Origin of the sequence: Henriciella algicola, assembly GCF_003576245.1 — a bacterium.
Lineage (GTDB): Bacteria > Pseudomonadota > Alphaproteobacteria > Caulobacterales > Hyphomonadaceae > Henriciella > Henriciella algicola.
Map to the genome: position 1 here is coordinate 283,833 of NZ_QWGA01000007.1, position 26,137 is coordinate 309,969.

Genomic DNA, 26,137 nt, shown 5'->3' on the forward strand with positions numbered 1-26,137 from the left:
TGCCCATGACAGGCAGCCGGGAATCCTTTACGAGCTAAGCGGCCTTGGGAGACAGTCATGACAACAGAGACCGACCATAGCAGCGAGCTCGTCTATAAGCGTGTTCTCCTGAAGCTTTCGGGAGAGGCCCTGATGGGGCCATCGGAATTCGGCATCCATATGCCGACCTGCCTACAATTCGCCGAAGAAATCTCTGGTGCGATCCGCCAGACGAATGTCGAGCTGTGCCTGGTTATCGGTGGCGGTAATATCTTCCGCGGCCTTGCCGGTGCTGCCAATGGCATGGATCGCTCTCAAGCTGATTCGATGGGCATGCTTGCCACGGTGATGAACGCGCTGGCGATGCAGAGCGCGCTTGAGCAGATCGGCACGCCGACCCGGGTTCAGTCCGCGATCCCGATGGACACAGTCTGTGAGCCCTATATCCGCCGCCGCGCTATCCGCCACATGGAGAAGAAGCGCGTTGTTATCTTCGCCGCGGGCACGGGCAATCCATACTTCACCACCGACACGGGTGCGGCCCTTCGAGCTGCCGAGATGAATTGCGAAGCCATGTTCAAGGGCACGCAGGTCGACGGTGTCTATTCGGCCGACCCGAAAAAGCATGCTGACGCCGAGCGCTATGAGAAGCTCGGCTATCAGGAAGTCCTCGCGCGTGATCTTCGCGTCATGGACGCTTCCGCCGTCAGCCTGATGCGCGATACAAGCATTCCAATCGTCGTGTTTTCACTCCACAAGAAGGGCGCGTTGCTAGACGTTCTGCGTGGGGTCGGAACATCGACGCTCATCTCTTAATGTGCGAGAACAAGTGCCATGAGTATAAACAAAAAAGATCTTGAGCGCCGCATGGAAGGCGCCGTCGCTTCGCTCCAGTCGGACCTTGCTGGTCTTCGTACGGGGCGCGCATCGCCGAACCTGCTCGATACGGTGAACGTGCCAGCTTATGGCTCGACTGTTCCTCTGAACCAGGTTGGCTCTGTCTCTGTGCTCGATGCACGTACGCTTTCGGTCAACATCTGGGACAAGTCCGTGGTTGGCGCCGCTGACAAGGCGATCCGCGAATCAGGTCTTGGCCTGAACCCGGTGACCGATGGCACGACGCTTCGTATCCCGATCCCTGTCCTCAACGAGGAACGCCGCGCTGAGCTGTCCAAGATTGCCGGCAAATATGCTGAGCAGGCTCGTGTTGCGGTGCGCAATGTGCGCCGCGATGGCATGGACCAGCTGAAAAAGGGCGAGAAGGACAATGAGATCAGCAAGGACGAGGCTCACGGCCTCTCCGATGACGTCCAGAAGCTCACCGACACTTACATTGCCCGCATCGATGAGATCGTGAAGGCAAAAGAAGCGGAGATCATGCAGGTTTGAGTGCGCAGCCGGCTTCTAACGGGGTTCCCGAATTTGCCGATCCATCCAGTCTGCCCTCCCATGTCGGAATTATCATGGACGGGAACGGTCGATGGGCGACCCGGAATGGCCTGCCGCGTTCAATCGGACATGAGCGCGGCGTCGATGCGCTGCGCGAAACGGTCAGGGCAGCCCAGAAGCTCGGCCTGTCCTATCTGACGGTCTATTCCTTCTCGACCGAGAACTGGCGCCGGCCCGTTGCTGAAGTCACGGCTCTGTTTGCGCTTCTACGTCACTTCATCAAGAAGGACCTGAAGCGCCTGAAGAGCGAGAACGTGAAGATAAGCGTTTTCGGAACGCGGGCCGGGCTTCCTGAGGATATCTGTTCGTTGCTGGATATGGCTGTCGAGGAGACGGCAGGGAATACGCGCTTCAATCTTGGCATCGCTTTCAACTATGGCGGCCGTGAAGAGATTGCGCGCGCAGCAAAGCAGGTCGCAGAGAAAGTCGCGGCTGGCGAGCTGAGCATTGAAGCGTTCACGGAAGACGCTATTTCCCAGCATCTCGACACAAAGGCGTTTCCCGACCCGGACATGATCATCCGGACGGGCGAAGAGCATCGTCTGAGCAATTTCCTTACCTGGCAGGGCGCCTATGCAGAGCTTGTCTTCATGGATGTCCTTTGGCCTGAATTTGGCGAAGCCCAGCTAAGAGAAGCACTCGAAAAGTTCGGCGCGCGAGAGCGCCGGTTTGGTGGTCTGGGCAAGGAGGCGCGCTAGATGGTTGCGTCGAGGCCGGGTAGCCACAAGTCAAAAGAGCTGGCGCTACGACTGCTGTCTGCGCTCGTCCTCATACCATTCGCACTCTTTGTTGTTGCCACGGGCGGGCTGGTGCTTGCGATTGCCTGCGCGATCTTTGCCGCCATAATGGGGTACGAATGGGCGCGGATGACAGCGTCGCCAATCATGCCAGCCACCGCTGTCCTCGCAGCCGCCTGTGTGTTCGCCGCTTACTTCGGAGACTGGAGCGTTTCGTTCATCGCGCTTCTGGTCTCTGCAGGTCTGATTTTCCTTATTCACCCGTCACGCATAAACGACCGCGCAGTGGCCGCCTTCGGTGTGTTCTATAGCGCCGGCCTACCGCTCGGGCTGTTCTTTCTGCGTGAGGGGACCTGGTATGGGCAGGCAGCTGCGCTGATCCTCATGGGGACAGTTTGGGCGTCGGATACTGGTGCTTATTTTGCGGGCCGCGGCTTTGGGGGCCCGCCGCTGGCGCCAAAGGACTCCCCATCGAAAACCTGGAGCGGCGCCATCGGGGCCATGATCTGCAGCGGCCTTTGCGGCCTTATTGCCGCGGGGCTTCTGGATGCGTCGCGCGTTTCCTGGCTGTTTGCAGGTTTCGCGATCTCGATCGTTGCTCAATGGGGCGACCTGTTCGAATCGTCGCTGAAGCGGCGCTATGGCGTCAAGGATACGAGTGGCTTCCTGCCTGGCCATGGCGGCGTCATGGACCGGGTGGATGGCCTGGGCATGGCCGCTGTTTTCTGCGCTGGGACGATGGCGCTCGTTGCCCCGCTACATGGATTGCTTGGATTGCAGGCCAGCTGATGGCCAGAAAGCTCAGCATACTCGGATCTACGGGTTCCATCGGGCAATCGACCTTGTCGGTCGTTGCCCACGCGAATGCAGTTGGTGACGAGCCTGCTTTTGAGATCGAAACGCTGACCGCTCACACAAATGTTGAGCTGCTTGCGGCGCAGGCCGTTAAGTTTGGCGCGCGTACTGTTGTTATCGGCGAAGAGCGTTTTCATGGCGCCCTGAAGTCGCGTCTGGCTGGAAGCGGGATTGAGGTTCTGGCAGGCGCATCGGCCATCGAGGACGCCGCGCGTACCCCTGTGGACCGGGTCGTCGCTTCCATCGTTGGTATCGCGGGTCTCGCCTCCACCCATGCCGCGCTTGAGGCAGGCAACGATATCGCGCTGGCAAACAAGGAAAGCATGGTCTGTGCGGGGCCGCTTCTGAAGAAGGTCGCAGCGAAGACAGGGGCGCTCATCGTTCCGACTGATTCTGAGCACAATGCGATGTTCCAGGTCATGGAGCGCGCCGAGGATGTCGAGCGCCTTATCCTGACGGCGTCGGGTGGGCCGTTCCTGCGCACGCCGCTTGAGCAGCTCGCGAAGGTAACGCCTGAGGAAGCATGTGCCCACCCGCGGTGGTCGATGGGGCGGAAGATCTCTGTCGACAGCGCGAGTTTCATGAACAAGGCGCTGGAGCTGATCGAGGCAAGCTATCTGTTCGACGTGCCTGAATCGCGCATCGATGTGCTCGTCCATCCACAATCGATCATCCATTCGCTCGTCAGCTATATCGATGGCTCATTCCTTGCACAGCTGGGTTCACCAGACATGCAGACGCCAATCGCCCACGCTCTATCATGGCCAGAAGGCCGTGTGCCGACCGCTGTAGAGCGGCTGGATCTCGCGTCTATTGCCCGCCTTGAATTTGAGAATGTCGACGACAGGCGTTTTCCTTCAATCAGGCTCGCGCGCGCAGCTCTCAACGAATCAGATGCGGCTGTGATCGTGCTCAACGCGTCCAATGAGGAGGCCGTGGAGGCCTTTCTGACCGGACGGTGCAAGTTTACGGATATCAACCGGGTTAATGAGGAAGCGGTAACGCAGCTGAGCCGTCGTTTCACTCATAATGACGACTGTCTAAGCCTTGAGGAAATCGGTTATATAGATGCCGAAGCGCGAACGCTGGCGCAAGAACTCGTCATGTCGAGCATGGCCCGCGCGAAGGATTGATTATGTTTGATGGATTTCTAAGCCAGGGCCCGATCTTCATTGTCTGCCTCGTCTTCATGCTGGGCATTGTGGTCGTTATTCATGAGCTCGGCCACTATCTCGCGGGTCGTTACTTTGGCGCTGGCGTTGAGTCTTTTTCGGTCGGTTTCGGAAAGCCAATTTTTGAGAAGAGTGACAAACGCGGCACGAGATGGCGTGTGAACTGGATCCCGCTCGGCGGCTTTGTGAAATTCGTAGGCGAGAGCCAGCTTCCGGGCGATGTTGGCAAGATAGAGCAGGGGCCTGTGGGCAAGCCATTCCATGAGATTGGTGTGTGGCCGCGCACGGCGATTGCTGCTGCAGGGCCGGCGGCAAACTTTGTTCTCGCCGCGCTGATCTTCGCCGTGTTCTTCTATTTCAACGGTGCCTATCAGGCCCGCGTTGGGGTCACGAGCGTTCTGGAAGATGGCGCCGCAGCCGAGGCCGGTATTGAGACGGGAGATATCTTTGTTTCGATGGGAGGCGAGGCTGTCGACAATGCCGGCGACCTGCAGACGATCGTCTCCATGTCGAGCAACAAGGAGTTACTCACTATCGTTGAGCGCGATGGTGAAGAAATCGAGCTGACTGTTACGCCGCAGCGTCAGATGCGTGAGAATGCGGTCGGACAGGTTCAGGCGCTGGGCACCATTGGGATCACGCTTCAGGAGCTGCGCGATACTGCGGAGCGCATCGACTATAACCCGGTGGAGGCGCTGGCCATGGGCGGCGTTCAGACCTGGGATACGGTTGCCAAGACTACGGACATGATTGGCCGGATGATCACTGGCAAGGAAGCGTTGAGCTCTCTCAGCGGTCCCGTCGCCATCGGTGATATCAGCCGCCGCGTCGTAAACCGGACCATGGCGAACAATGAAATCCCGCTTGCGACCCGTATCAACGCTCTATTCTGGAGCATGATGACCATCTGCGCGGCGGTGTCTGTAGGAATTGGATTCTTTAATTTACTTCCTCTTCCTGTGCTTGACGGTGGCCACATCGTGTTCAATTGCTATGAAGCGTTTGCGGGCAAGCCATTGCCAGCAAGGATACAGGAGGGGGCCCTGATGGCCGGTATGTTCCTGCTTCTGGGGATGTTTGTTTTCATCACCTGGGGCGATGTACTGGAAACAGGGCTGTTCAACAGCGCTCGGGGCTGATAGCCGAATTGCGTTGTAAATTGAGAGAGACGCCATGCGATCAGTCTTCGTTGCTTCCATGTTTAGCGTTGCCGCGATGCTCGGCACGTCGACAGCCGTCGGTGCCCTGCTATCTGCGAAGGCCCAGTCGCCCCAGACGGCAGAGCGCATCCGCACCATTCAGGTGGAAGGCAATGAGCGTATCGAAGACCGTACGATCCAGTCCTACCTGCTCGTCGAGCCGGGCGACCCATTCGATGCCGAGCGTATCGATCTCTCTCTGAAAACGCTGTTCGCGACGGGTCTTTTTGCTGACGCCTCGTTCGAGAAGTCGGGTGCTGATCTGATCGTTCGCGTGGTCGAGAACCCGATCATCAATCGCGTGATCTTTGAGGGCAACAGCTCCATCGATGATGAGAAGATGCGTGAAGAGATCCAGGTCGCGCCGCGCGGTATCTTCACCGCAGCGCGCGTGCAGGCAGACGTTCAGCGTATTCTTGAGCTTTACCGCCAGTCCGGTCGCTTTGCTGCAACCGTCGAGCCGCAATACAAGCCGCTTGAGCAGAACCGCGTGGATCTCGTCTTCGTAGTGAATGAAGGCCCTGTTACGGGCGTTCGCTCCATCAACTTCATCGGCAACGAAGAGTATGCGGACCGGCGTCTTCGCAGCGAGATCGCTACGCGCCAGTCGCGCTGGTGGCGTTTCTTCAGCTCGAACGACAATTACGACCCGGGCCGCCTTGAGTATGACCGCGAGCTCCTGCGTCAGTTCTATCAGAACAATGGTTATTACGACTTCCGCGTCGTTTCGGCCGTGGCTGACCTGACGCCTGACCAGGAAGACTTCTACATCACCTATACGGTCGATGAGGGCGTTCAGTACAACTTCGGCACGGTCAATGTGTCGACCCAGCTCGACAAGCTGAATAGCGACGCGCTGCGCAATGCGCTCTCGATTCAGGAAGGCGATCTCTTCCGCGGCAACCGGATCGAGGACGCGATCGACACGCTGACCTATGCGGCTGGTATCGCTGGCTACGCATTCGTCGACATTACGCCAGACCTTCGCCCGAACCCGGAGACGAACACGGTCGATGTCACCTTTGCGATTGATGAGGGCCCGCGCGTCTATATCGAGCGGATCAACATTGTCGGGAATACCCGTACGCTTGACCGGGTTGTTCGCCGTGAGCTGCGCGTCTCCGAAGGCGACGCCTTCAACCGCGTCCTGCTCGACCGCTCGCGTAACCGCGTGCGCGCACTCGGCTACTTCAAGGAAGTGACGATCACGGAAAATCCGGGGTCTGAGCCAGACCGTACGGTTGTCGATGTCACGGTGGAAGAACAGCCAACGGGTGAGCTTTCCTTCGCCGCTGGTTACTCTTCTGTCGACGCCTTCCTCTTCGATGTGAGTGTCTCGGAGCGCAACCTTCGTGGCCGCGGCCAGACCGCTGTCGCCCGTATTTCGGCGTCGCAGCGCCAGCAATATGTCGACCTCCGCTTCCGGGAGCCTCGCTTCCTTGACCGCAATCTCGCGGCCGGTATCGACATCTTCTCGTCGCGTTCCGACTTCTCGAATATCGGCTTTGGTGGCTTCACCTCGGACACGATTGGTGCAGGTGTGAACCTTGGCTTCCCGCTGACAGAGAACACCAATCTTGGCCTGCGCTATCGCCTCCAGCAGGATGAACTCGATATCAATCTCGGCAACGTCGTGATTGATGGGAATGGCGACCTGGTCATCATCACCGACACGTTTGATGGCGGCACGCCAGACGATCCAAGCGACGATACGGTTTTCGACCGTCCGGCGAACCCGAATGACGACCTGCCGGCCAATGCGCTCGTGGTCGATGCGTGTTCGCCGCTCTACAATAATCGCAGCTTCTCGAACTGCCGTAATGAGCGCGCCGAGCTGTCTTCGATCATCGGCTATACCTTCAACTGGGACCGCCGGAACGATCCAATCCAGCCAACGGGCGGCTTTGACTTCTCGTTCAGCCAGGATCTCGCAGGCGTTGGCGGCGACGTTCAGTACATCCGGACCGAATCCTCTGCAGCTGCCTATCAGGGCATCTTCAAGGGCGTTCGTGCCAGTGTCCGTCTCTCTGGTGGCTTCATTGGCTCATGGGGCGGGGACGAAGGTATCCGGATCAATAACCGCTTCTTCCGCGGCGGTAGTACATTCCGCGGCTTCGACGTGGCTGGCCTCGGCCCGCGTCGTATCGTTCGTGAAGTGGACGCCGAAGGGAATACGCAACGTATTCGCAAGGGCCGTGCGCTCGGTGGTAAGGCCTATTACCAGGCAACGGCTGAGCTGACCTTCCCGAACTTCCTGCCTGAAGAGTACGGCATTGATACCGCGCTCTTCCTCGAGGCTGGTTCTGTTGGTGAACTCGATGAGATCGATACGGAACCACGGAACATCACGCAGATCGGGCCAGACCTGTTTGCGATCGAAGAGTCACAGACCTCCATGCCTCTACGGGCATCGGCGGGTCTTTCGGTGGGCTGGGACTCGCCGTTCGGACCAATCCGGTTCGATTTCTCTCAAATCCTCAAGAAAGAAGAGTACGACCGGACCGAGACGTTCAGGTTCAGTACCTCAACACGCTTCTAGAAGTTCTCAGGAGGAACTCATGAAACTCATTAAAACCGCAGCGGCGTCAGTCGCTGTCATGATGTCGTCTGCAATCATTGCCGCTCCGGTGGCGCAGGCGCAGAATTCCGAAGTTGTCGTCATCAACCAGCAGCGCGTCATGGCTGAAAGCACAGCTGGCCAGGACATTGCGCAAAAGCTCGAACAGATCGGTACCTCGATCCAGAACGAGCTCACGCCAGAAGCAAACGCGCTTCAGCAGCAGGGTGAGTCGCTCGAAGCGCGCACGGCAAACATGTCGATGGATGCGATCGCTGCTGATCAGGCGCTCCGCACCGAGGTCGAAGCGTACGCCCAGCGTGCACAGCAATTCAGCCTGGATCGTCAGTTCGCGGCGGCGGAGCTTCAAGCAACAGAACGCGCAGCATGGCAGCGTTTCTATCAGGCGCTCCAGCCTGTGCTGGAACAGGTCATCACCGAAACGGGTGCGAACGTGATGCTTGATACGTCACAGACCGTGTGGTCATCCGAAGCTGTCGACGTCACCGGGTCTGTCCTCATGAAGATGAACGCGGCGCTTCCAACGGTTGAAGTCACCCGTCAGCGCCTCTCGGCAGAAGCTCGTCAGCGCCTGATCCAGCAGCAGCAACAACAACAGCAGCAGTAGCATTCCGCCGTGCCAGCAGACTCAAGGTTCTTCCGTTTTCTCGGGCCCCTAAGCCTTGGGGAGCTGGCCACTGCGACGGGTGCTGAGCTTCGCGGCGATGCAGACGCCGTTGCGACCAATGTCGCAGCTGCTGCTCGCGCGCGCGGCGGTGAAGTCTGCTACTATGAAGGTAAAAAGCGGCCGGCGGCTGATGCAATAAGTGCAGAGGCTGCCGCCTGTTTTGTGCGTGAAGAGTTTGCCGACGCCATGCCTGATGGTGTGGCCGCGCTCGTGACCCCGCTGCCTCGCTACGCTCATGCTGTTGCGGCACGTCGACTGATCCAGTTTCGCGATTGGGGTGATGTAGTAGAGCCGCACGAGGCGACGAACATCCATCCGAGCGCACGAATTGCTCCGACAGCGCATATTGGCGAGGGCGCTGCCATCGGCGACCGTTCGATCATCGCACCTAATGCGGTCATCGGCCCGGGTGTGCAGATTGGTCGTGATTGCGTCATCGGGGCGAATGTCAGCATCCAGTGCGCGCTTATTGGAAACAATGTGAAAATCTATTCCGGCGCGCGAATCGGCGAGGCGGGCTTCGGTGTCATGCCAGGGCCGGGCGGTGCAGAAGATGCGCCGCAGTTCGGCCGCGTCATCATGCAGGATGGGGTCACCATTGGTGCGAATAGCTGCGTTGATCGCGGTGCCTTCGATGACACCATCATAGGTGAGAACACCAAGATCGATAATCTCTGCCAGATCGCTCATAATGTCGTCCTTGGCCGCAATGTGCTCATGGCGTCGTTTGGCGGTATCTCCGGCACGGTGACCGTAGGTGACGGCGTTCAGCTTGGCGGCCGCGTCGGCATTGCCGATCATGTCGTCGTCGGTGAGGGGGCTCAGATTGCGGCGTCTGCCGGTGTGTTCCGCGAAATTCCGGCTGGTGAGACGTGGGGCGGAACGCCTGCACGACCTGTCCGTGACTGGATGCGCGAAATCGCCTGGGTGCAGAAGCAGACTTCGAGGGAAAGGCGAAAATCTTGACCACTACAATCCACCCGACAGCGATTGTCGAAGAAGGTGCGAGCCTTGGTGAGGGCGTCAGCGTCGGCGCATTTGCCTATATTGGCGCGGAAGTCACGCTGGGCGATGGCTGCCGTATTCACCAGCGCGCAACTGTCACCGGTCGCACGGAGCTCGGCGCGAACGTCGAGGTTTTTCCGGGCGCGGTGATCGGTACTGCGCCTCAGATCCTGAATTTCAAGGATGATGGGACGTCTCGCCTGATCATTGGCTCCTCAACGGTCATCCGCGAACATGTGACCATTCATGGTGGCTCGCCGGCGCATGGTGGTCTCACCAAGGTTGGTGAAAACTGTCTGTTCATGGTCGGGGTTCACATCGCCCATGATTGTATCGTCGGCGACAAGTGCGTTTTCGCGAACAATGTTGCGCTTGGCGGCCATATCGTGGTTGCTGATCAGGTCTGGATGGGCGGTCTTGCTGCTGTTCACCAGTTTTGCCGCATCGGCCAGCATGCCTTCGTTGGTGGTGGGGCCATCGTCGTCGCTGACGTCATTCCCTATGGTTCCGTGATCGGTAACCATGCCCACCTCGCCGGTCTCAACATCGTGGGCATGAAGCGGCGCGGGTTCAGTCGTCAGTCCATCCATGATCTTCGTGCGGCCTACCGGATGCTGTTTGCCAAGGAAGGCACGTTCAGCGAGCGCGTGAAAGACGCCGAGGAGACCTACAGTGATTGCGCGGAATTGATGGAGATCATCAACTTCATTCGCGCGAGCAAGAACCGGTCGCTTTGCCTGCCTGAATAGGCCAGTCAGCATGAAGAAACTCGCCATCATCGCCGGACTGGGAGACCTTCCGGTCTCGATCGCGTCGGCAGCCCAGGAGCGGGGACAAGGCGTCCACGTCTTCCGCCTGTCCGGTTTCGAGGAGGAACGACTTGAACGCTTCGACCATGAGACGGTCGGGATCGGTCAGATCGGGCACCTGATCAAGCGGCTCAAGAAGGTCGGCTGCGAGCAGGTCGTTCTGGCTGGCATCGTCAAGCGGCCGAACTTCTCCAACATCAAGCTCGACATGCGCGGCGCCAAGCTTCTGCCGCGCGTCCTCAAGGCCGCCCGCAATGGTGACGATGCGCTATTACGTGTCATTGTGGGCGAGCTTGAAGCTGAAGGTTTTGAGGTGATCGCAGCCGAGGCTGCAGCGCAGGACCTGACTGTCGGTGAAGGAATTATCTTCGGCCGGGAGCCATCAGAAAGTGAGCTTGCGGACCTTCGGAAGGCTGCGGCGATCGCGGGCGAAACCGGGCGATTGGATATCGGGCAGGGGTGCGTCGTCTGTGATGGGCTTGTCTTGGCCGTCGAGGCGCAGGAAGGCACTGACCGTATGCTCGCCCGGATCACCGATCTGGAGGATGAGATCAGGGGCACGTCGATCTCGCGGCGCGGCGTGCTTGTAAAGCGCCCCAAGCCCATTCAGGAGCGCCGCATCGATCTGCCGACGATTGGGCCAGCCACGATTGAGAAAGCTGCTGAGGCAGGGCTGGTCGGCGTCGGTGTTGAGGCTGAAGGCGCGCTTCTTCTCAATCGGGACGAGATTGGCAGGCGATGCGCCGAGACAGGTGTGTTCCTGTTCGCTTTCCCCAAGGATTGGACCTGAGCATCTATGGCATCCAGCATCTACCTCGTTGCCGCTGAAGCCTCCGGTGACCTCCTGGCTGCAGAGATTGTCGACGAACTGCGACGACTGGAGCCAGATGTCACCCTTAATGCCATTGGTAGCGACCAGTTGGCCGCGCGTGGTCTTCCTTCGCCAATAGATGTGTCGGTGCTGTCCGTGGTTGGCTTGCTTGAGGGCGTGAAGATCTACCGTGAGGTCGTCGCGCTCGCGGATGCGGCAGCAGACGCTATTATTGACGCGGCGCCGGATACTGTCGCCTTGGTGGACTCCTGGGGGTTTACGCTGCGCGTCGCCCAGCGCGTGCGCGCACGCGCCCCGCATATCAGACTGGTCAAGGTCGTCGGGCCGCAAGTCTGGGCGACCCGACCTGGCCGGGCGAAAACGCTGGCTGAGACAGTCGATCACCTCGTGTGCATTCATGGAATGGAAGCGCCATTCTATGAGCCTTTCGGGCTCCCTGTAACCGTTATGGGCAATCCGGCGCTATCACGTGGTCATAAGGGTGATCCGCAAGCCGGGAGGCTCGCGATGGGCGTCGGTGAAGCGCCAGTACTTCTCGTACTTCCGGGTAGCCGGCGCAGCGAGATAGATAGCGTTGCGCCTGCATTGCTCGAAGCGGCCCAGCAGGTACAAGAGACACGCGAGGATGTACGTGTCATCCTTCATCCGGCCTCGAATATTCGTCCATATTTCATTGAAAAATATGGCAACCGGTTCGATTGGGTCGAGCTCAGCCCAGAGGGTGCCGACCGTTTTGATGTCATGTCAGCCGCAACTTATGCGCTGGCCTGTTCGGGGACCGTTACGAGCGAACTCGCCTTTCAAGACACGCCATTCCTCGTTGGGTACCAGACCGGTTGGGTCACCTGGTCGCTTGCCCGCTTCTTCCTGTTCAAGCCGACGCATATCACGCTGCTGAACATTGCGGCGGATGATACGGAAGTCGTGCCGGAGTTCGTTCAGACCAAGTTCAAGGCCGGAAGGATGGCAGACGAAGCGCTGCGCATGCTAGGCGATGAAGAGGCACGGCAAGCTCAAATCGCCGCACAGAAAAACGCCCTCGCACGTATGGGCGAGGGCGATCTTCGATCTGCTGAGATTGCAGCAAAGGTGCTGCTTAAGCGGGACTAGCCGCGCTCTGACACCGGCTTGAAGTCTCGCAGCGGTGCGCCGGTATAGATCTGGCGCGGACGACCGATGCGCTGGGTCGGGTCGTCGATCATCTCGTTGAGTTGAGACACCCAGCCGACGGTGCGGGCGAGCGCGAAGAGAACCGTGAACATCTCGGTCGGGAAGCCCATCGCATCGAGAATGATGCCGGAGTAGAAGTCGACGTTTGGATAGAGCTTCTTCTCAACGAAGTACTCGTCTTCGAGCGCAATCTTCTCAAGCTCCATCGCGACCTTGAGGATTGGCGTGTCCTTGATGCCAAGCTCGTTTAGAACTTCGTGCGCGGTTTCCTGCATCACCTTGGCGCGCGGATCGTAGTTCTTGTAGACGCGGTGACCAAAGCCCATGAGGCGGAACGGGTCTTCCTTGTCTTTGGCGCGGGCGATGAACTCCGGAATGCGGTCAACCGAGCCGATCTCGTGCAGCATGTTGAGGCAAGCCTCATTCGCGCCGCCATGCGACGGGCCCCAGAGACAGGCGACGCCTGCCGCAACGGCTGCATATGGGTGCGCACCAGACGAGCCCGCGAGACGGACCGTCGATGTCGACGCGTTCTGCTCATGGTCGGCATGCAGGATGAAGAAGCGGTCCATCGCTTTGGCGAGGGTCGGGCTGATCTTGTAGTCTTCAGCCGGGACCGAGAAACACATGCGCAGGAAGTTCTCTGCGTAGGACAGATCATTGCGCGGATTCACGAAGGGCTGGCCGATCGAATATTTGTACACGCGCGCGGCGAGGGTCGGCATCTTCGCGATGAGGCGGATCGATGCGAGGCGGCGTTCTTCCGGGTCAGCGCTGTCCATTGAGCTTGGATAGAAGGCGGACATGGCGCCGACCGTGCCGGTCAGCATCGCCATCGGGTGGCTGTCACGGCGGAAACCGTCAAAAAAGCGGTCCATCTGCGTGTGAAGCAGGGTGTGCTGCGTGATTTCGCGTGCAAAATTCTTGAACTGCGAACCGGTTGGCAGCTCACCGTTCAGAAGGAGGTAGCAGACCTCCAGATAGCCGGACTGTTCTGCCAGCTGATCGATTGGGTAGCCGCGGTGAAGGAGAACGCCTTCTTCGCCATCAATGAACGTGATCTGCGACTCACAGCTCGCGGTCGACGTGAAGCCAGGATCAAGCGTGAAAACGCCAGCATCGCCGTAAAGTTTTTTCACGTCCACGACGTTTGGACCGAGTGTCCCGCTCAGGACTGGCAGATCGTGGGTCTTGCCATCAATTTCAATTTTCGCCGTCCCGGCAGGTTTCGTCTTGTTGATCATGTCTGCTCTCTCATCCGTGTCGGTCTATTCACTCTGCATGTCAGTGCGAGCGAGGTGAAAATCAATGCGTGACAGGGTCTCATTGCGGCCGAGCCATTCCATTACCGGCGCGAGGTCCGGTGCAGGAAGTCCTCCGGTCAGGGCCGCACGAACGGGCGGACCAACCTGGCCAAAGGACAATTCGTTTTCAGCGCAGTAAGACTGTAACGCCTGTTGCAGTGCGGTATCGCGCCATTCCTCTACATTGGCAATGGCTTGCCGCAAATCAGACAGGCGTTCGAGGTTGTCACCGGACAGGGCCTTGCGGGCCTTCTTGTTGAGATTGTCGGTATTGGCGCTCCAGAGGAAGCTGAACGCTTCGGCCAGTTCTGGCAGGGTCGCACCACGATCCTTCATGGAAGGAAGGGCGGCGGTGATCCGCTCCATGATGGTATCGTCCATAGGCTCGCCCTTGGCTTCTTCGAGCCATGGCTTCAGAAGCGTCAGAAGGCGCGCATCGTCGCAGGCGCGAATGAAATGCGCATTGACGTCGTTCAGCTTGGCAAGGTCCAGCCGGGCAGGCGAACGATTGATCGCCTCGATCGAGAAGACTTTCGCCGCCGATTCGAGCGTGAAGATTTCTTCGTCGCCATGGCTCCAGCCAAGACGAAGGAGATAGGAATTCAGCGCTTCGGGCAGATAGCCCATATCGCGGTAGGCGGTCGTGCTGAGTGCGCCATGACGCTTTGACAGCTTGGCGCCATCATCGCCGTGGATCATCGGCACATGGGAGAAGTGCGGAACGTCCCAGTCCATCGCCTGATAGATGGGGATCTGGCGGAATGTGTTGCGCAGGTGATCGTCGCCGCGAATGACATGGGTGACGCCCATATCGTGGTCGTCGACGACGACGGCCAGCATGTAGGTGGGCGAGCCATCAGCGCGCAGCAGTATGAGGTCGTCGATCTCGCGCGCGGCGACCTTTACCTCGCCCTGGACGCCGTCCTGTACGATGATCTGACCATCATCAGGCGCGCGTAGGCGGATGGTGTATGGTGCATCAGGCGCTGGCGCTTCGCCGCCATCGCGCCAAGGCGAGCGGAATGGGGCGAGCAGTTCTTCAGCTTTGCGCAGCAGCGACTGGCGGTCGGCTTCGCTGACGCCGTCTTGTTTCGCAGCAGCGCGGGCGGCTTCGCCCTCGTCGCGGCGGGCCTGCAGCTCTTCCGGGGTCGCATAGCAACGAAAGGCACGGCCATTCGCGACCATTGCTTCGGCGCATTCGACATGGCGTCCGGCCTGCGCGCTCTGGAAGACCGGTGCCTCGTCGGCATCGAGGCCAAGCCAGCTCATGCCATCGAGAATCGCATCGACGGCTTCCTGGGTGGAACGCGCCTTGTCGGTATCCTCGATCCGCAGCAGGAATTTTCCCTGGTTGCGGCGTGCAAACAAGTAGTTGAAAAGAGCTGTGCGTGCGCCGCCAATGTGGAGCATGCCAGTCGGGGAGGGGGCAAATCGCGTTATCGTCGTCATCAGTCTGACAAACTGTCCGGTTCTGCTTCTGATCAGGTATCTGGGCGCCATGAACACTCTGAAAGGGCATCAGGCAAGAGGCGCGCTGATTTCCCTCGCGGAGGCTCGGCAGAGAGCCGTGTTTTACACCTCGTTCTGAACGGCCCGCTCTATTTCGCACTCGGACTTTGTCTCGGTGCGATTGTCTATTTTACCGTCCCTTTCGAGCCGCCGCTGCTCGTACTTCTAGTGCTGACGGCGGCAACCAGCGGCGCTGTATTTTTTGGCCTTCGACATGCAGACGGCTTTGGGCTCCGTCTCACGCTAATCCTCATCATGGGGGCTGTTTCCGGCTCGATGGTGTCCAAGATCCATACGATGGTCCGGCCAGCGCCGCCTGTGCAGCAGATGATCGGTCCGACCATGATTGAAGGCTGGGTGAGCGCTGTGGAGCCCGGTGAGAAGGGCGTGCGGTTGCGCCTCGACGTCCACGCAATCGGCGGCATCAATCCTGAACGGCTGCCGAAACGTATCCGGCTTACGCACTCGCTATCTCTGAATGTCGCACCAGGTCGATTCGTGCGTTGCTGGGCTGTTCTCAGGCCGCCGCCGCAGCCCGGCATGCCCGGGGACTATGCCTTCAACCGGCAGGCCTTCTTTGATGGGCTGGACGGGGTCGGATATGTTCAGGGGCGGTGCCGAGGCGGGACGCTGGGGGAGCAGCGGGGCTTCATGGAGAGGCTGAGCAGCACGGTAAGCGTCACGCGCCGGTCGCTCGCGATACATGTAAGGGACGCGGCTGGTGAACGCGCTGGCGGGTTTGCTGCAGCGCTGGCGTCTGGCGACCGCAGCTTCATGGAGCAGGCGGATGTCGAAGCGCTTCGCCGCGCAGGACTTGCGCACTTGCTCGCGATCTCAGGTTTGCACCTCGGGATCGTTGGCGGCCTCGTCTATGTCAGCGTGCGGCGCGTGCTGTCGCTCTGGGAATGGTTTGCGTTGCGCGTCCCCGTGCAGAAGCCGGCAGCTGCCGTCGCGCTTACTATGACGGTGCTCTATCTTGTGCTTTCGGGCGCAAGCATTTCGACCCAGCGAGCCTTCATCATGGCCGCAGTCTTCTTCGGGGCCATTCTTCTGGATCGATCACCTCTCAGCTTTCGCTCTTTCGCCGTCGCGATGGCGGCCGTCATCCTGATCCAGCCGCACAGCGTGATGACACCCGGTTTCCAGATGTCGTTCGCCGCCACGGGAGCGCTTATTGCTACCTATCTGGTCTGGCGGGAGAAACGTCAGGCCCAATCCGACAGGAGGCCGGGCAACGGTTTTGTATTCACGCTGCAGTCTCTCGTGGTGACGTCGATTGTCGGCGCGGCGGCCACTGCGCCATTCGCGCTCTATCATTTCGACCGCGTGGCACCGGGCGGTCTTTGGGCGAATCTTCTTGCCATGCCCATCATCACATTCGTTAGCGCGCCTTTGGCTGGGCTGGCACTCGCAACGGCGCCCATCGGGCTGGACGAGCCATTTCTTCGCCTGTTTGGCTGGTCGCTCGAACAGGTGCTGGCGATCGCACACTGGGTCTCAAACCAGCCGGGCAGTGACTTCATGATTAGGGATCCGATGCCCGCCGGTGTTCTGCTCGTATTGAGTGTCGGGCTAATCGCAATCTGTGTGGTGCGAGGCCTGCTATACCGCGTGATCGCGACTGCCGGGACCGTTCTGACTGCCGCAATCGTATGGATGAGCATGTCGTCTATCATCCTTCACTGGTCGGCATCTGGTGAGGTGCTGGTGCACGACGAAGGGATGGGATGGCATAAACTCTCCGTCGCCAATGGCGAGGGCCTCCCGCCACTTACGCTTGGCGATCTTGAAGCCGGCGATGAGTGCCGCGGAACGACCTGCAGATTCGACACCGCTGCTGGCCTCATCGCAATCGTCGATGGCGAGGCGTCCTGTATACGAGAGGCCGCCTATGTACTGCTCGCTGAGGATCGCCAGACGCTCTGCACAGCGGAGGAAAGCGTCATCACATGGAGTGACGTAGAGGAGGCAGGTGGCCTCAGCCTGGCCCGGAGCTGGAGAGGTCGGACGCACATTCGCGCCATGCCTTGCGGCAGGCGCAAATGGCAGCCTTGTTCTGGAAACGCTTTTACCGACTAGTCGTACCGACGTACGAGCGCGACGAGACGGCCCTGGATGCGCACCCGGTCCGGCCCGAAGATGCGGGTCTCATAAGCCGGGTTCGCCGCTTCAAGCGCGATCGACGCGCCCTTCTTGCGAAGACGTTTGAGCGTCGCTTCTTCCTCATCAATCAGCGCCACGACGATGTCCCCGCTATGGGCATCTTCGGTTCGCTTCAGGATGACGAGGTCACCATCGTGGATGCCTGCATCGATCATGGAGTCACCCTTCACCTCGAGCGCGAAATGTTCGTCGCCTTCAGGAAGGTCGGCAGGTGGGTGAATGCGATTGGTTTCGTGCTGGATCGCCTCGATAGGAACACCGGCAGCAATGCGGCCAAGCACAGGGATTGTCTTGCCGGACATTGTCGGCGCCGGCATCGCATTCCCGACAACACTCGGGCGAAACACCTGACGTCCGCGCGGTGGCGCAGCAGGAGCTGCCGAATCCGGTAGCTTCAGGACTTCGAGAGCACGTGCCCGGTTCGCAAGCCGTTTGATGAAGCCGCGTTCTTCGAGCGCCGTGATCAGGCGGTGAATACCCGACTTGGAAGCGAGGTTAAGCGCTTCCTTCATTTCGTCGAAAGAAGGTGAGACCCCATCGCGTTTGATTCGCTCATGGATGAAGAGCAGCAGCTCTTTCTGTTTATTGGTCAGCACGTTCTGGCCTCCGGATCAAAAACCTGTTTGTTCACATGTGTTCTACATGCGTTCCCGTTTCAGGTCAATCGTCAAGAGACTTTCTCAGATTTTCGCAGATGCCAGCGCGGTTTTGCGCTTTCATGAGGCTTTCACCAATCAGGAAGCGCCGTGCCCCGCTTTTCGCTAGGCGCTGGATGTGTTCGGGTTTGGAAATACCGCTCTCTGAAATGAGGGTCTTCCCTTCGCCGAGCAGTGGGGCGAGCCTTTCGGTCGTCGACAGGTCGGTCACCATGCGCTTCAGGTCTCGATTGTTGACACCTACCAGAGTGCACGCCAACGCATTGGCGCGCGCGAGCTCGTCTTCATCGTGCACTTCCACGATCGCATCCATGCCAAGCTCAGAAGTTGCGGCCAGCAACTCAGTGGCCAGCGCATCATCGACAGCGGAGAGGATGACCAGAATTGCATCGGCGCCCGCGGCGCGCGCTTCTGCCACCTGGATGGGGTCGATCATGAATTCCTTGCGCAGCAGCGGAATGCTGACCGCGTTACGGATGGCGCGAAGGTCATCGAGCGACCCGCCGAAGCTCGGATAGTCCGTCAGTATTGAAAGACAGGCCGCCCCGGCGCTCTCGTACTCCTGTGCGATAGCGACTGGGTCGGCCCCGGGCAGGATATCGCCAGCGGAAGGGGATTTGCGTTTGAGTTCGCAGATCAAGGCGGCGTCCCCGGTGGAGGCAACCTCGGCAAGGCGGCGCTCAAAACCCCGCGGTGCGGGCGCCGACTTTGAAGCTTTCAATAGCTCGTCCATCGTCGTCTGACGTTTGAGTTCAGCGACTTCGCCTCGCTTGTATTCAATGATGCTATCGAGCGCGGTTGCCATCAGGAGGCCTTCCCTGAGCTGATATCTGCCAGAAGAGAAAGAGTGTGCAGTGCACGGCCGCTATCGATTGCGTCGGAAGCGAGCGTGACGCCGTGGCGGAGATCTTCCGCGATGCCAAGTAGCGTCAGGCCTGCCGAGGCGTTGAGCAGGACCACGTCGCGAAACGGGCCGGGCCGGCCTTCAAGCAGGTCGCGGATAGCCCCTGCATTGTCGTCCGGCGCGCCGCCTTCGAGAGCGGATAGGGGACTGGTGTCCAGCCCTGCATCGGCCGGTGTTATCGTGAGCGAGGTGATCTGGCCGCCAGCAACTTCGCGGACCTTGGTCTCACCCGAAATCGAGATCTCGTCGATGCCATCGACGCCGTGAACGACCCATGCCTTTTCGATGCCGAGCTTTAGAAGCGTTTCAGCCATCGGGTCGAGCCAACGCTCATCATAGACACCGAGGATCTGGTGCGTCGCATTGGCGGGGTTCGACAGGGGCCCGAGAAGATTGAAAATGGTGCGGATGCCGAGGCTTGCACGGATCGGCGCGACATGGCGCATCGCTGAATGGTGACTGCGGGCGAACAGGAAGCCGACGCCAGCTTTTTCAAGACAGTGTTCGAATGTCTGCGCCGTGATGTCGAGTTCGACACCCAGCGCTTCGAGCACATCAGCTGAACCGGTCTTTGGTGGCACCGAGCGATTGCCGTGCTTTGCCACGCGTCCACCACAGGCAGCGATAACGAGCGCACTTGCGGTCGACGTGTTGAGCGATTTCCAGGGGAGCCCGCCCGTGCCGCACGTATCGAGGAGGGGGCCGGCTGCGTCCACCGTGCGTGCATGGCGGCGCATGGCCTTAGCGCCCGCAAAGAGCTCATTCGACGTTTCACCCCGAACGGCCAGCCCCATCAGGAAGGCGCCGACCTGTTCGGGGGCGCCTTCACCAGACAGGAGAGTGTCGAATGAGGCTTCGAGGACCTCAACGGCCAGTTCTTCCGACCGGGCAAGCGCCTTGATTGCGATGTCGAGCGATTGGGTCATACGTCAGTTTTCCAGCACTTCGTGTTGAGCGCGATAGAGGCGATAGGAACGCTGATCAAGCTAGCCTGGCTTCTAGTAGCCCAGAAATGCTGTAATGTGCGACAGGATGGCCGGATCAAGCGCGAGATCGCGGTGGCTGAGACCGTCCACGATCAGGGTTTCCGCATTTTCCAGAGACGCCCCCAGCGCTTCAATTGGTGGGGCAGGGCAGCTCTCATCGGCATGAGAGCCGATGAGCAGGATGCGGCCTTTGAAATCGGCGAGAAGCGCGGACAGGTCTGGAGGACTGAGATCCTCGCCCTGTCGCTCCGTTAGGAGTTCAGCTGCACGCGCGATGACGTCATCGGGTACGCCCTTGCGGCGTTGGCGGTCACTCCATTGCTCAATTGGCGGCGCGATCATCACGAGGTAGTCGGCTTGCGCGCCTTTCGAAATGGCGTCCGCTGCCGCAAGCGACCCGAATGAATGAGTGATAATTGCGTCTATGGGCTGCTGATCGGCACAGAGGCCCAGGACGGACCGACCAGCGAGCTGCCAGTTGCAGGTCTCGGCGGTCGAGGCCCCATGCGCTGGCAGGTCCGTGAGCAGGGCTGGACGGCCATTCTGGATGAAGTCCATAGCAAAGCGGCGCCAGATGCGGTGAGTGTCGTCCCAGCCATGCACGAAGAGTGTCGGGGCGCCGTCACCGGCCCGCCAGGCCGGCGTCGAGAGCGACTCGCCCGGCACGTCGAAGCGGGTTTGCGGCGGCAGAAGATTTTGACCGGGCGCGGCACTGGGGGAACGCGGCTTCAGCTCATCGAGGAGGGCTTCCGCATCCTTCGTCAGCTGGTCCATGTCGTCCTCCGGGTTCGAGCGTCGCCTATTTCGTAAGCGCTACGAAATTCTCGATCAATTCATGGCCGTATTCGGTGCGGATCGATTCGGGGTGGAATTGAACGCCGTAGACCGGCTTGTCGCGGTGGTGGACGGCCATGATTTCACCGTCGTCTGTCCATGCGTCGGCGATGAGTGCGTCCGGAATGCGGTCCTTCGGAATGGCGAGGGAATGGTAGCGCACGACCTCATACCTCTCAGGAAGCCCCTTGAAGAGGCCGGTCTGTGTCGTGCGGATCGCGGAGACCTTGCCGTGCAGGATGGCGCCGGCCTGAACGACCGGCTCGCCATAGGCATCACCGATCGACTGGTGGCCAAGACAGACACCGAGGATGGGGAGATCATCAGGGGCCTGCTTGATGAAATTGACGCAGATGCCCGCCTCACGCGGCGTGCAGGGGCCCGGCGACAGGATCACGCCCGACGGCTTTATCGCCAGCGCTTCATCGACGGTCAGCTCATCATTGCGCACCACACGGGTGCGGGCGCCTGCCTGCTCGACATAGTGGACCAGATTCCAGGTGAAGCTGTCATAATTGTCGATGACGAGGATCATTGGTCGAACTCATAAATGGCCGCGAGATCGGCGGCACGCTTGAGGGCGCCCGCCTTGTGAACGGTTTCCTCAAACTCGTATTGTGGATCACTGTCGAGGACGACGCCGCCGCCTGCCTGGATGTGCAGCTGTCCGTCCTTGAGCACAGCTGTTCGCAGGGCGATGCAGGTGTCCATATCGCCATTCCAGCCGAAATAGCCAACGGCGCCGCCATATATGCCGCGTCGGGACGTCTCGAGTTGGTCAATGATCTGCATAGCGCGGATCTTCGGTGCGCCGGACACGGTGCCAGCAGGCAGGCCCGCCAGAAGCGCATCGACAGCATCCAGGCCTTCGCGAAGGTTGCCTTCCACATGGCTGACGATGTGCATCACATGGCTGTAGCGCTCGACGATGAACTGCTCGCTCACCTCGACGCTTCCATAGGCGGCGACCCGGCCGACATCATTTCGCCCGAGATCGAGCAGCATGAGGTGTTCGGAACACTCTTTCTCGTCGGCGAGAAGGTCTGCAGCGCGGCGGGCATCCTCAACAGGGTCGCCTGATCGTGGTCGCGTGCCTGCGATCGGGCGGATCGCGACCCGGCCGTCGCGCAGGCGCACGAGGATTTCAGGGCTGGAGCCGACGAGGCGGACATCGCCCATATTCATATGGAACATGAAGGCCGACGGATTCAGCCTGCGAAGCCCCCGGTAAAGGCTGATCGACTGGCGCTTGAATGGCGCCGAGAAGCGCTGGCTGGGGACGATCTGAAACGTGTCGCCCGCACGGGAATACTCCACGGCCTCGCGCACCATCTCGAAGTAGCGTTCCTTGCTGGTGTTCGATGTGAACTCCAGCGCATCGGCTGACTGGTCCCGCGAAGAAATGGGCGTTGCCTTCTGCAGCTGCTGCTCGACACGGTCGAGAAGCGCGTTTGCGGCCGCCTCATTGCCCGGCGCATGGCGCCCGATAAGAACCAGTTCCTGATAGAGGTGGTCGAAAACGATCACGACGCCAGGGATGACCAGGACGCATTCGGCAACCTTGAGATCGTCGCGCGCGGTGATCTCAACCGGTTCGACATACTGGATCATGTCATAGCCGATATAGCCGAATGCGCCCGAGGCCATTGGCGGCAGGCCCGGCTCGTCGGTTTCGGCTTTTGCCAGCTCAACGAAGTGGCGCAGCGCCTCAATCGGCTCCATGTCGAGGGTTTCAGGAGCGCTGAAATCGGCATCCGAGGAAAGCTCTGCCTTCCCATTCAGGATGCGGAACCATTTCAGGGGTTCGACACCTACGAAAGAGTAGCGGCCAAGGCGTTCGCCGCCATGGATTGATTCAAACAGGAATGAACCAGCCTGGTCGGCGCCAAGCTTGAGCATGGCCGACACCGGCGTTTCGATATCGCCGATCCGCCGTCTTACAAGCAGCCTGTCCCGGCTCATGTGTCTGGATTGACCCGCGCCTTGTAGGAGGCAAGAGCGTTCTGGTTCACCTGCAGCTCTACATCATCCTGAATGCCGGCGATGAAGGCGCTGAAGAGGTCGTTGCCGATTGAATCGGTCAGCTCCTGCGAAGCGGTCATGGCAGCTTCATCGGAAGCAAGATCAACGCGGTCGATCTCTACCAGCTGGATCAATGCGACGGTGTCGCCTGTGCTGAGCGGCGCATTCACGATATTGCCTTCCTCGCGCAGCGAGAAGACGGCACCGGCGAGTGCTGGTGGAATACCACTTTCGGGCGCTGGGTCGCGGGTGAAGAGAATGTCCGGCGCTGAAAGCTCTGCGCCGTATTCTGCTGCGGCCTCAGCAAAGGTGAGTTCGCCGTCCTCAACACGCTTCTTGATGTCATCGGCCGCCTCGCTAAGCGCAGTGGTACGGCGCTGGGCTTCGAGACCTGTGCGGAGGTCATCACGAATCTCATCAAGATCAGGCGTGAATGGCTCGATAATCTCGTCGACACGCACGATGAAGGCGCTCTCATCCTGCCCAAAGCGGGAGGTCTTGCCGCCCTCGGTAAGTTCAAACGCACGCTGGAGAATGGCCGGGTCTTGCTGCAGAGCGCTGAGTTGGCGACCGACGCGCGTTGCGCCGTTCCGCTCAACCGGAGCAAAGCTGAGAACAGGCGTTCCCATATCCCGGCCGATTTCTTCAAGGCTCGCACCCGTGCCGATCAAATTATCGAGACGTGTGATCGAGTCGTAGTAGAGACCGACCGCCTGCTCACGCGATAGCGTATCGACGATTTCCTGACGCACGTCTTCAAAGGGCTCAACCTCGCCGGGCGTAATCTCCTGAAGACGCGCCACCGTATAGAAGCGACCAGACTCGAACGGGCCGAAAATACCGCCAATCGACGCCGTTGGCGCGAAGAGCCGGTCCGCGAGAGACTGATTCGAAACCGAACTCTGAAGACCAGAACGCTCGCTAGATGAAACCAGGTTGGTGATCGTCGAAGGATCTGCGCCGCCTGCGATACGCCCGAGCTGGGCGCGCGCATCTTCTTCGCTAGCAAACACGAATTCGGTCCAGGTGCGGGTGTCCGGGCCGGCATATTCGCGGCTCTTCACGGACTCGTAATAGGCAACGAGCTCGTCTTCGGTAAATTCAGACTGGTTCAGGAAGTCGTCCACGCTGAGCTGCAGCAGACTGATGCGGCGACGCTGAGGGTTTTCCAGCTCATCGCGGCGCTCAGTGTAGAAGGCGGTCAGTTCCTCATCAGTGATCGGCTCTGGTTCTGGCAGATCATTAAAGGTCAGGAAGAACCACTGCGCCTGGCGTTCTTCATTGGCATAGCCCGATTGAAGGCGAACAATCGCGTCAGGCGACTGCAGCGCCGCGCCAACAGAACGGCGAATCCGGCTGATCGAGAGGTCGCGGCGAAGGAAGTTCTCAAAGCTGGCGGGGGTGAAGCCGCTCTGGTTCAGAAGACCGCGATAGAGTGCGGGATCAAAGGACCCGGTATCTGTCTGAAAGGCCTCGTCACTCCGGATGGTCTCAAGGACGGCTTCATTTGTGGCGCGGGCGCCAATGCGGTCAGCATAGGCGACGAGTGTTGTCTGAAAGAGCTCGCGCTGGAAAATCTGGTCGATAATGCCGCGCTCGGTCGCCTGCGCTTTGCTGATGGCGCGGCCGCGATCGTCGGTAGCCGTGCGCAGCTGGCGTTCAACTTCCTGGTCGAACTGGGCTTCTGTCAGCTCGACGTCGCCCGCTGATGCGAGGTTGTTGCCGATGCCGCCCGAAAAGACGTCCGTCACGCCCCATGCGCCCATTGCGACGATGATGAGAATGAAGAGAAGCCCCGCCAGTTTGGTGCGGAGCATGTTGCGGATCATGGACAGCATATGCCGATAGCCTCGCCTATTACCTTGTAAGCTGCTGAAGTGCTTGCTAGGCGAGCGCGCTGGGAGTTGCAAGAGATGGAGAGCGGCATGGTCAGGCCCTTGATTGCGGGTAACTGGAAAATGAATGGCCTGTCTGGTGACAGGGAGATCATTTCGCAGATTGCGAAGGGACTGGAAGCGCTGGAAGACGTGGCTGATTGCCTTATCTGCCCTCCGGCAACGCTGATCTCGAAATCCGCTGATGCGGCATCTGGCACGCGCCTCAAGGTCGGCGCGCAGGATTGCCATACAGCCGTGTCTGGTGCGCACACCGGCGACATCTCTGCAGAAATGATCGCCGATCTCGGTGCGACCCACATCATCGTAGGGCATTCGGAACGCCGGGCTGATCATGGCGAAAGCAATGAAATTGTCGCTGCAAAGGCCGAAGCGGTGTTTCGCGCAGGGCTCGTACCGATCATCTGTATTGGCGAAACGCTGGGCGAGCGCGAAGCGGGAAAGACAATTGAAGTCGTCTCGTCGCAACTGGCCGGGTCGATACCGGCAAGTGCTTTCGGGAAAACGTTCGTTGTCGCCTATGAGCCTGTCTGGGCCATCGGCACCGGCAAGGTCGCTTCGGTCGAGCAGGTCGAAGAAGTGCACAACAAGATTCGCGAAATCCTTGGCGAGCGTTTCCCGGGGCAGGCCGATGAGACGCCAATCCTCTATGGTGGCTCCATGAAACCGGGCAATGCGGGTGAACTTCTGGCCGTTGGCAACGTCGATGGTGGCCTCATTGGTGGCGCAAGCTTGAAAGCGGATGACTTTCTGGCCATCTACGCCGCTTGTATCAGCGCAAAGTGATCTTCAGGGCTTGGCCTTGGTGACTGAAAAGCCTATCCCGCGCGATTGAGATATTCAGGGACGATCCATGACCGTTATTCTCGTCATTCACATCCTCGCCAGCCTTGTTCTGGTTGGCGTGGTTCTCATGCAGAAATCTGAGGGCGGTGCTCTTGGCGTTGGCGGCGGCGGTGGCGGCGGCGGGCTCATGTCCGGTCGCGGTGCAGCTGGCGCGCTGGTGAGAACGACGATTATCTTCGGTGCGATCTTCTTCATCACCAGCCTCGTGCTGACCACGATCACGACGCGGCACCTTGGTGACGACCGCACTGACGTTGAGCGCGCACTGGATGAAGAGTTTGGCGGCTCTGGAGCCGGTGGCTTCGATCTAGAAGACACGAGCTCCCCGCTTCTGGATGACGACCCGGTATCCCTGCCTTCGCAGCAGGACACAGGTCCGGTCCTTACAGAGCCGGAGCAGGATACGAGCGATCCACTTGCGGCTGATGTGCCTGCCGACACGACGGGTGACACGAGCGGCGAGGAAACAGAACAGGGCGATGATACGGCAGACGCGCCGACGCAGCCCTAACTCATAGCAACGGCATTGCGCGTGTGCGCAATGCCGCGAATCGGGCAAACTGACT

The 26,137-nt window shown here is 59.8% G+C and carries 24 protein-coding genes; 15 read left to right on the plus strand and 9 right to left on the minus strand.

The annotated features are described in order from the left end of the window. The first annotated feature begins 57 nt into the window (after positions 1 to 57). Genes pyrH through D1222_RS11155 form a run of 12 tightly spaced genes read left to right on the plus strand, consistent with a single transcriptional unit; the run spans position 58 to position 12,392 of the window. Positions 58 to 795, plus strand: a complete 738-nt coding sequence (pyrH, locus tag D1222_RS11100) for a UMP kinase (protein ID WP_119454327.1) — start codon at positions 58 to 60, stop codon at positions 793 to 795. Positions 796 to 813: 18 nt separating this feature from the next. Beyond that, positions 814 to 1,368, plus strand: a complete 555-nt coding sequence (frr, locus tag D1222_RS11105) for a ribosome recycling factor (protein WP_119454328.1) — start codon at positions 814 to 816, stop codon at positions 1,366 to 1,368. Continuing rightward, positions 1,365 to 2,126: an isoprenyl transferase gene (locus D1222_RS11110; RefSeq protein ID WP_119454329.1), complete on the plus strand. Its 762-nt coding sequence runs from the start codon at positions 1,365 to 1,367 to the stop codon at positions 2,124 to 2,126. Before frr ends, D1222_RS11110 begins: the two co-directional genes overlap by 4 nt. Then, entirely contained in the window at positions 2,127 to 2,954 is an 828-nt protein-coding gene (locus tag D1222_RS11115) for a phosphatidate cytidylyltransferase (RefSeq protein ID WP_119454330.1), read from the plus strand. Beyond that, complete coding sequence (gene dxr, locus D1222_RS11120) at positions 2,954 to 4,153, plus strand: 1-deoxy-D-xylulose-5-phosphate reductoisomerase (protein ID WP_119454331.1); 1,200 nt, start codon at positions 2,954 to 2,956, stop codon at positions 4,151 to 4,153. Before D1222_RS11115 ends, dxr begins: the two co-directional genes overlap by 1 nt. A 2-nt stretch (positions 4,154 to 4,155) precedes the next feature. Then, the gene (locus tag D1222_RS11125; protein ID WP_119454332.1) at positions 4,156 to 5,331 is read left to right on the plus strand and encodes a M50 family metallopeptidase; all 1,176 of its coding nucleotides are present in this window, start codon (positions 4,156 to 4,158) and stop codon (positions 5,329 to 5,331) included. Between the two features lie 34 nt (positions 5,332 to 5,365). After that, positions 5,366 to 7,930, plus strand: coding sequence for an outer membrane protein assembly factor BamA (gene bamA / locus D1222_RS11130; protein ID WP_119454333.1), 2,565 nt, complete (start codon positions 5,366 to 5,368; stop codon positions 7,928 to 7,930). A 19-nt stretch (positions 7,931 to 7,949) separates the two neighbouring features. Further along, positions 7,950 to 8,576, plus strand: coding sequence for an OmpH family outer membrane protein (locus tag D1222_RS11135; protein WP_119454334.1), 627 nt, complete (start codon positions 7,950 to 7,952; stop codon positions 8,574 to 8,576). A gap of 9 nt (positions 8,577 to 8,585) precedes the next feature. Continuing rightward, positions 8,586 to 9,602 (plus strand): UDP-3-O-(3-hydroxymyristoyl)glucosamine N-acyltransferase, encoded by a 1,017-nt coding sequence (lpxD, locus tag D1222_RS11140; RefSeq protein ID WP_119454335.1) that lies wholly within the window; start codon positions 8,586 to 8,588, stop codon positions 9,600 to 9,602. Then, positions 9,599 to 10,390 carry an acyl-ACP--UDP-N-acetylglucosamine O-acyltransferase gene (lpxA, locus tag D1222_RS11145; RefSeq protein WP_119454336.1) on the plus strand — a complete coding sequence of 264 codons (792 nt, stop codon included), beginning with the start codon at positions 9,599 to 9,601 and terminating at the stop codon, positions 10,388 to 10,390. The genes lpxD and lpxA overlap by 4 nt, the downstream gene beginning before the upstream one ends. A 10-nt stretch (positions 10,391 to 10,400) precedes the next feature. Beyond that, positions 10,401 to 11,240: an LpxI family protein gene (locus D1222_RS11150; RefSeq protein WP_119454337.1), complete on the plus strand. Its 840-nt coding sequence runs from the start codon at positions 10,401 to 10,403 to the stop codon at positions 11,238 to 11,240. 6 nt (positions 11,241 to 11,246) lie between these two features. Beyond that, entirely contained in the window at positions 11,247 to 12,392 is a 1,146-nt protein-coding gene (locus D1222_RS11155; protein ID WP_119454338.1) for a lipid-A-disaccharide synthase, read from the plus strand. Here D1222_RS11155 and gltA read toward each other — a convergent pair. Further along, positions 12,389 to 13,696 (minus strand): citrate synthase, encoded by a 1,308-nt coding sequence (gltA, locus tag D1222_RS11160; RefSeq protein ID WP_119454339.1) that lies wholly within the window; start codon positions 13,694 to 13,696, stop codon positions 12,389 to 12,391. The genes D1222_RS11155 and gltA overlap by 4 nt on opposite strands. Positions 13,697 to 13,720: 24 nt before the next feature. Further along, positions 13,721 to 15,205, minus strand: a complete 1,485-nt coding sequence (gene gltX, locus D1222_RS11165) for a glutamate--tRNA ligase (RefSeq protein ID WP_119454340.1) — start codon at positions 15,203 to 15,205, stop codon at positions 13,721 to 13,723. Between gltX and D1222_RS15665 the strand changes: the two genes are divergently transcribed. Beyond that, the gene (locus D1222_RS15665; RefSeq protein WP_325049233.1) at positions 15,158 to 17,344 is read left to right on the plus strand and encodes a ComEC/Rec2 family competence protein; all 2,187 of its coding nucleotides are present in this window, start codon (positions 15,158 to 15,160) and stop codon (positions 17,342 to 17,344) included. The two genes, gltX and D1222_RS15665, sit on opposite strands and share 48 nt — an antisense overlap. On the opposite strand, the gene lexA is transcribed toward D1222_RS15665, so the two are convergent. The 7 genes from lexA to D1222_RS11205 all read right to left on the minus strand — a co-directional run bounded on the left by lexA (position 17,341) and on the right by D1222_RS11205 (position 24,668). Continuing rightward, positions 17,341 to 18,024 (minus strand): transcriptional repressor LexA, encoded by a 684-nt coding sequence (lexA, locus tag D1222_RS11175; protein ID WP_119454341.1) that lies wholly within the window; start codon positions 18,022 to 18,024, stop codon positions 17,341 to 17,343. The two genes, D1222_RS15665 and lexA, sit on opposite strands and share 4 nt — an antisense overlap. Before the next feature lie 64 nt (positions 18,025 to 18,088). After that, a complete protein-coding gene (trpC, locus tag D1222_RS11180) occupies positions 18,089 to 18,889 on the minus strand; it encodes an indole-3-glycerol phosphate synthase TrpC (protein WP_119454342.1) in 801 nt (266 codons plus the stop codon). Next, the gene (gene trpD, locus D1222_RS11185) at positions 18,889 to 19,914 is read right to left on the minus strand and encodes an anthranilate phosphoribosyltransferase (protein WP_119454343.1); all 1,026 of its coding nucleotides are present in this window, start codon (positions 19,912 to 19,914) and stop codon (positions 18,889 to 18,891) included. The genes trpC and trpD overlap by 1 nt, the downstream gene beginning before the upstream one ends. Positions 19,915 to 19,986: 72 nt before the next feature. Continuing rightward, positions 19,987 to 20,748: an alpha/beta fold hydrolase gene (locus D1222_RS11190; RefSeq protein ID WP_119454344.1), complete on the minus strand. Its 762-nt coding sequence runs from the start codon at positions 20,746 to 20,748 to the stop codon at positions 19,987 to 19,989. A 25-nt stretch (positions 20,749 to 20,773) separates the two neighbouring features. Beyond that, positions 20,774 to 21,343 carry an anthranilate synthase component II gene (locus D1222_RS11195; protein WP_119454345.1) on the minus strand — a complete coding sequence of 190 codons (570 nt, stop codon included), beginning with the start codon at positions 21,341 to 21,343 and terminating at the stop codon, positions 20,774 to 20,776. After that, positions 21,340 to 22,770 (minus strand): anthranilate synthase component I, encoded by a 1,431-nt coding sequence (gene trpE, locus D1222_RS11200; protein ID WP_119454346.1) that lies wholly within the window; start codon positions 22,768 to 22,770, stop codon positions 21,340 to 21,342. The genes D1222_RS11195 and trpE overlap by 4 nt, the downstream gene beginning before the upstream one ends. Further along, positions 22,767 to 24,668 carry a peptidylprolyl isomerase gene (locus tag D1222_RS11205; RefSeq protein ID WP_119454347.1) on the minus strand — a complete coding sequence of 634 codons (1,902 nt, stop codon included), beginning with the start codon at positions 24,666 to 24,668 and terminating at the stop codon, positions 22,767 to 22,769. The genes trpE and D1222_RS11205 overlap by 4 nt, the downstream gene beginning before the upstream one ends. 87 nt (positions 24,669 to 24,755) lie before the next feature. Here D1222_RS11205 and tpiA point away from each other — a divergent pair, with 87 nt between their 5' ends. Both tpiA and secG read left to right on the plus strand, forming a co-directional pair. After that, positions 24,756 to 25,511, plus strand: coding sequence for a triose-phosphate isomerase (tpiA, locus tag D1222_RS11210; RefSeq protein ID WP_119454348.1), 756 nt, complete (start codon positions 24,756 to 24,758; stop codon positions 25,509 to 25,511). A gap of 67 nt (positions 25,512 to 25,578) precedes the next feature. Then, positions 25,579 to 26,082, plus strand: coding sequence for a preprotein translocase subunit SecG (secG, locus tag D1222_RS11215; protein ID WP_119454349.1), 504 nt, complete (start codon positions 25,579 to 25,581; stop codon positions 26,080 to 26,082). Positions 26,083 to 26,137 lie beyond the last annotated feature (55 nt).

Bases quoted from the DNA above. Each gene is read 5' to 3' on its own strand.
- D1222_RS11150 (WP_119454337.1), top strand. From the start codon at position 10,401: ATGAAGAAACTCGCCATCATCGCCGGACTGGGAGACCTTCCGGTCTCG.
- gltX (WP_119454340.1), bottom strand. From the start codon at position 15,205: ATGACGACGATAACGCGATTTGCCCCCTCCCCGACTGGCATGCTCCAC.
- frr (WP_119454328.1), top strand. From the start codon at position 814: ATGAGTATAAACAAAAAAGATCTTGAGCGCCGCATGGAAGGCGCCGTC.
- D1222_RS11155 (WP_119454338.1), top strand. From the start codon at position 11,247: ATGGCATCCAGCATCTACCTCGTTGCCGCTGAAGCCTCCGGTGACCTC.
- trpE (WP_119454346.1), bottom strand. From the start codon at position 22,770: ATGAGCCGGGACAGGCTGCTTGTAAGACGGCGGATCGGCGATATCGAA.
- D1222_RS11135 (WP_119454334.1), top strand. From the start codon at position 7,950: ATGAAACTCATTAAAACCGCAGCGGCGTCAGTCGCTGTCATGATGTCG.
- D1222_RS11205 (WP_119454347.1), bottom strand. From the start codon at position 24,668: ATGCTGTCCATGATCCGCAACATGCTCCGCACCAAACTGGCGGGGCTT.
- D1222_RS11115 (WP_119454330.1), top strand. From the start codon at position 2,127: ATGGTTGCGTCGAGGCCGGGTAGCCACAAGTCAAAAGAGCTGGCGCTA.
- D1222_RS11125 (WP_119454332.1), top strand. From the start codon at position 4,156: ATGTTTGATGGATTTCTAAGCCAGGGCCCGATCTTCATTGTCTGCCTC.
- gltA (WP_119454339.1), bottom strand. From the start codon at position 13,696: ATGATCAACAAGACGAAACCTGCCGGGACGGCGAAAATTGAAATTGAT.
- D1222_RS11190 (WP_119454344.1), bottom strand. From the start codon at position 20,748: ATGGACCAGCTGACGAAGGATGCGGAAGCCCTCCTCGATGAGCTGAAG.
- trpD (WP_119454343.1), bottom strand. From the start codon at position 19,914: ATGACCCAATCGCTCGACATCGCAATCAAGGCGCTTGCCCGGTCGGAA.
- tpiA (WP_119454348.1), top strand. From the start codon at position 24,756: ATGGTCAGGCCCTTGATTGCGGGTAACTGGAAAATGAATGGCCTGTCT.
- pyrH (WP_119454327.1), top strand. From the start codon at position 58: ATGACAACAGAGACCGACCATAGCAGCGAGCTCGTCTATAAGCGTGTT.
- D1222_RS11195 (WP_119454345.1), bottom strand. From the start codon at position 21,343: ATGATCCTCGTCATCGACAATTATGACAGCTTCACCTGGAATCTGGTC.
- bamA (WP_119454333.1), top strand. From the start codon at position 5,366: ATGCGATCAGTCTTCGTTGCTTCCATGTTTAGCGTTGCCGCGATGCTC.
- dxr (WP_119454331.1), top strand. From the start codon at position 2,954: ATGGCCAGAAAGCTCAGCATACTCGGATCTACGGGTTCCATCGGGCAA.
- secG (WP_119454349.1), top strand. From the start codon at position 25,579: ATGACCGTTATTCTCGTCATTCACATCCTCGCCAGCCTTGTTCTGGTT.
- trpC (WP_119454342.1), bottom strand. From the start codon at position 18,889: ATGGCAACCGCGCTCGATAGCATCATTGAATACAAGCGAGGCGAAGTC.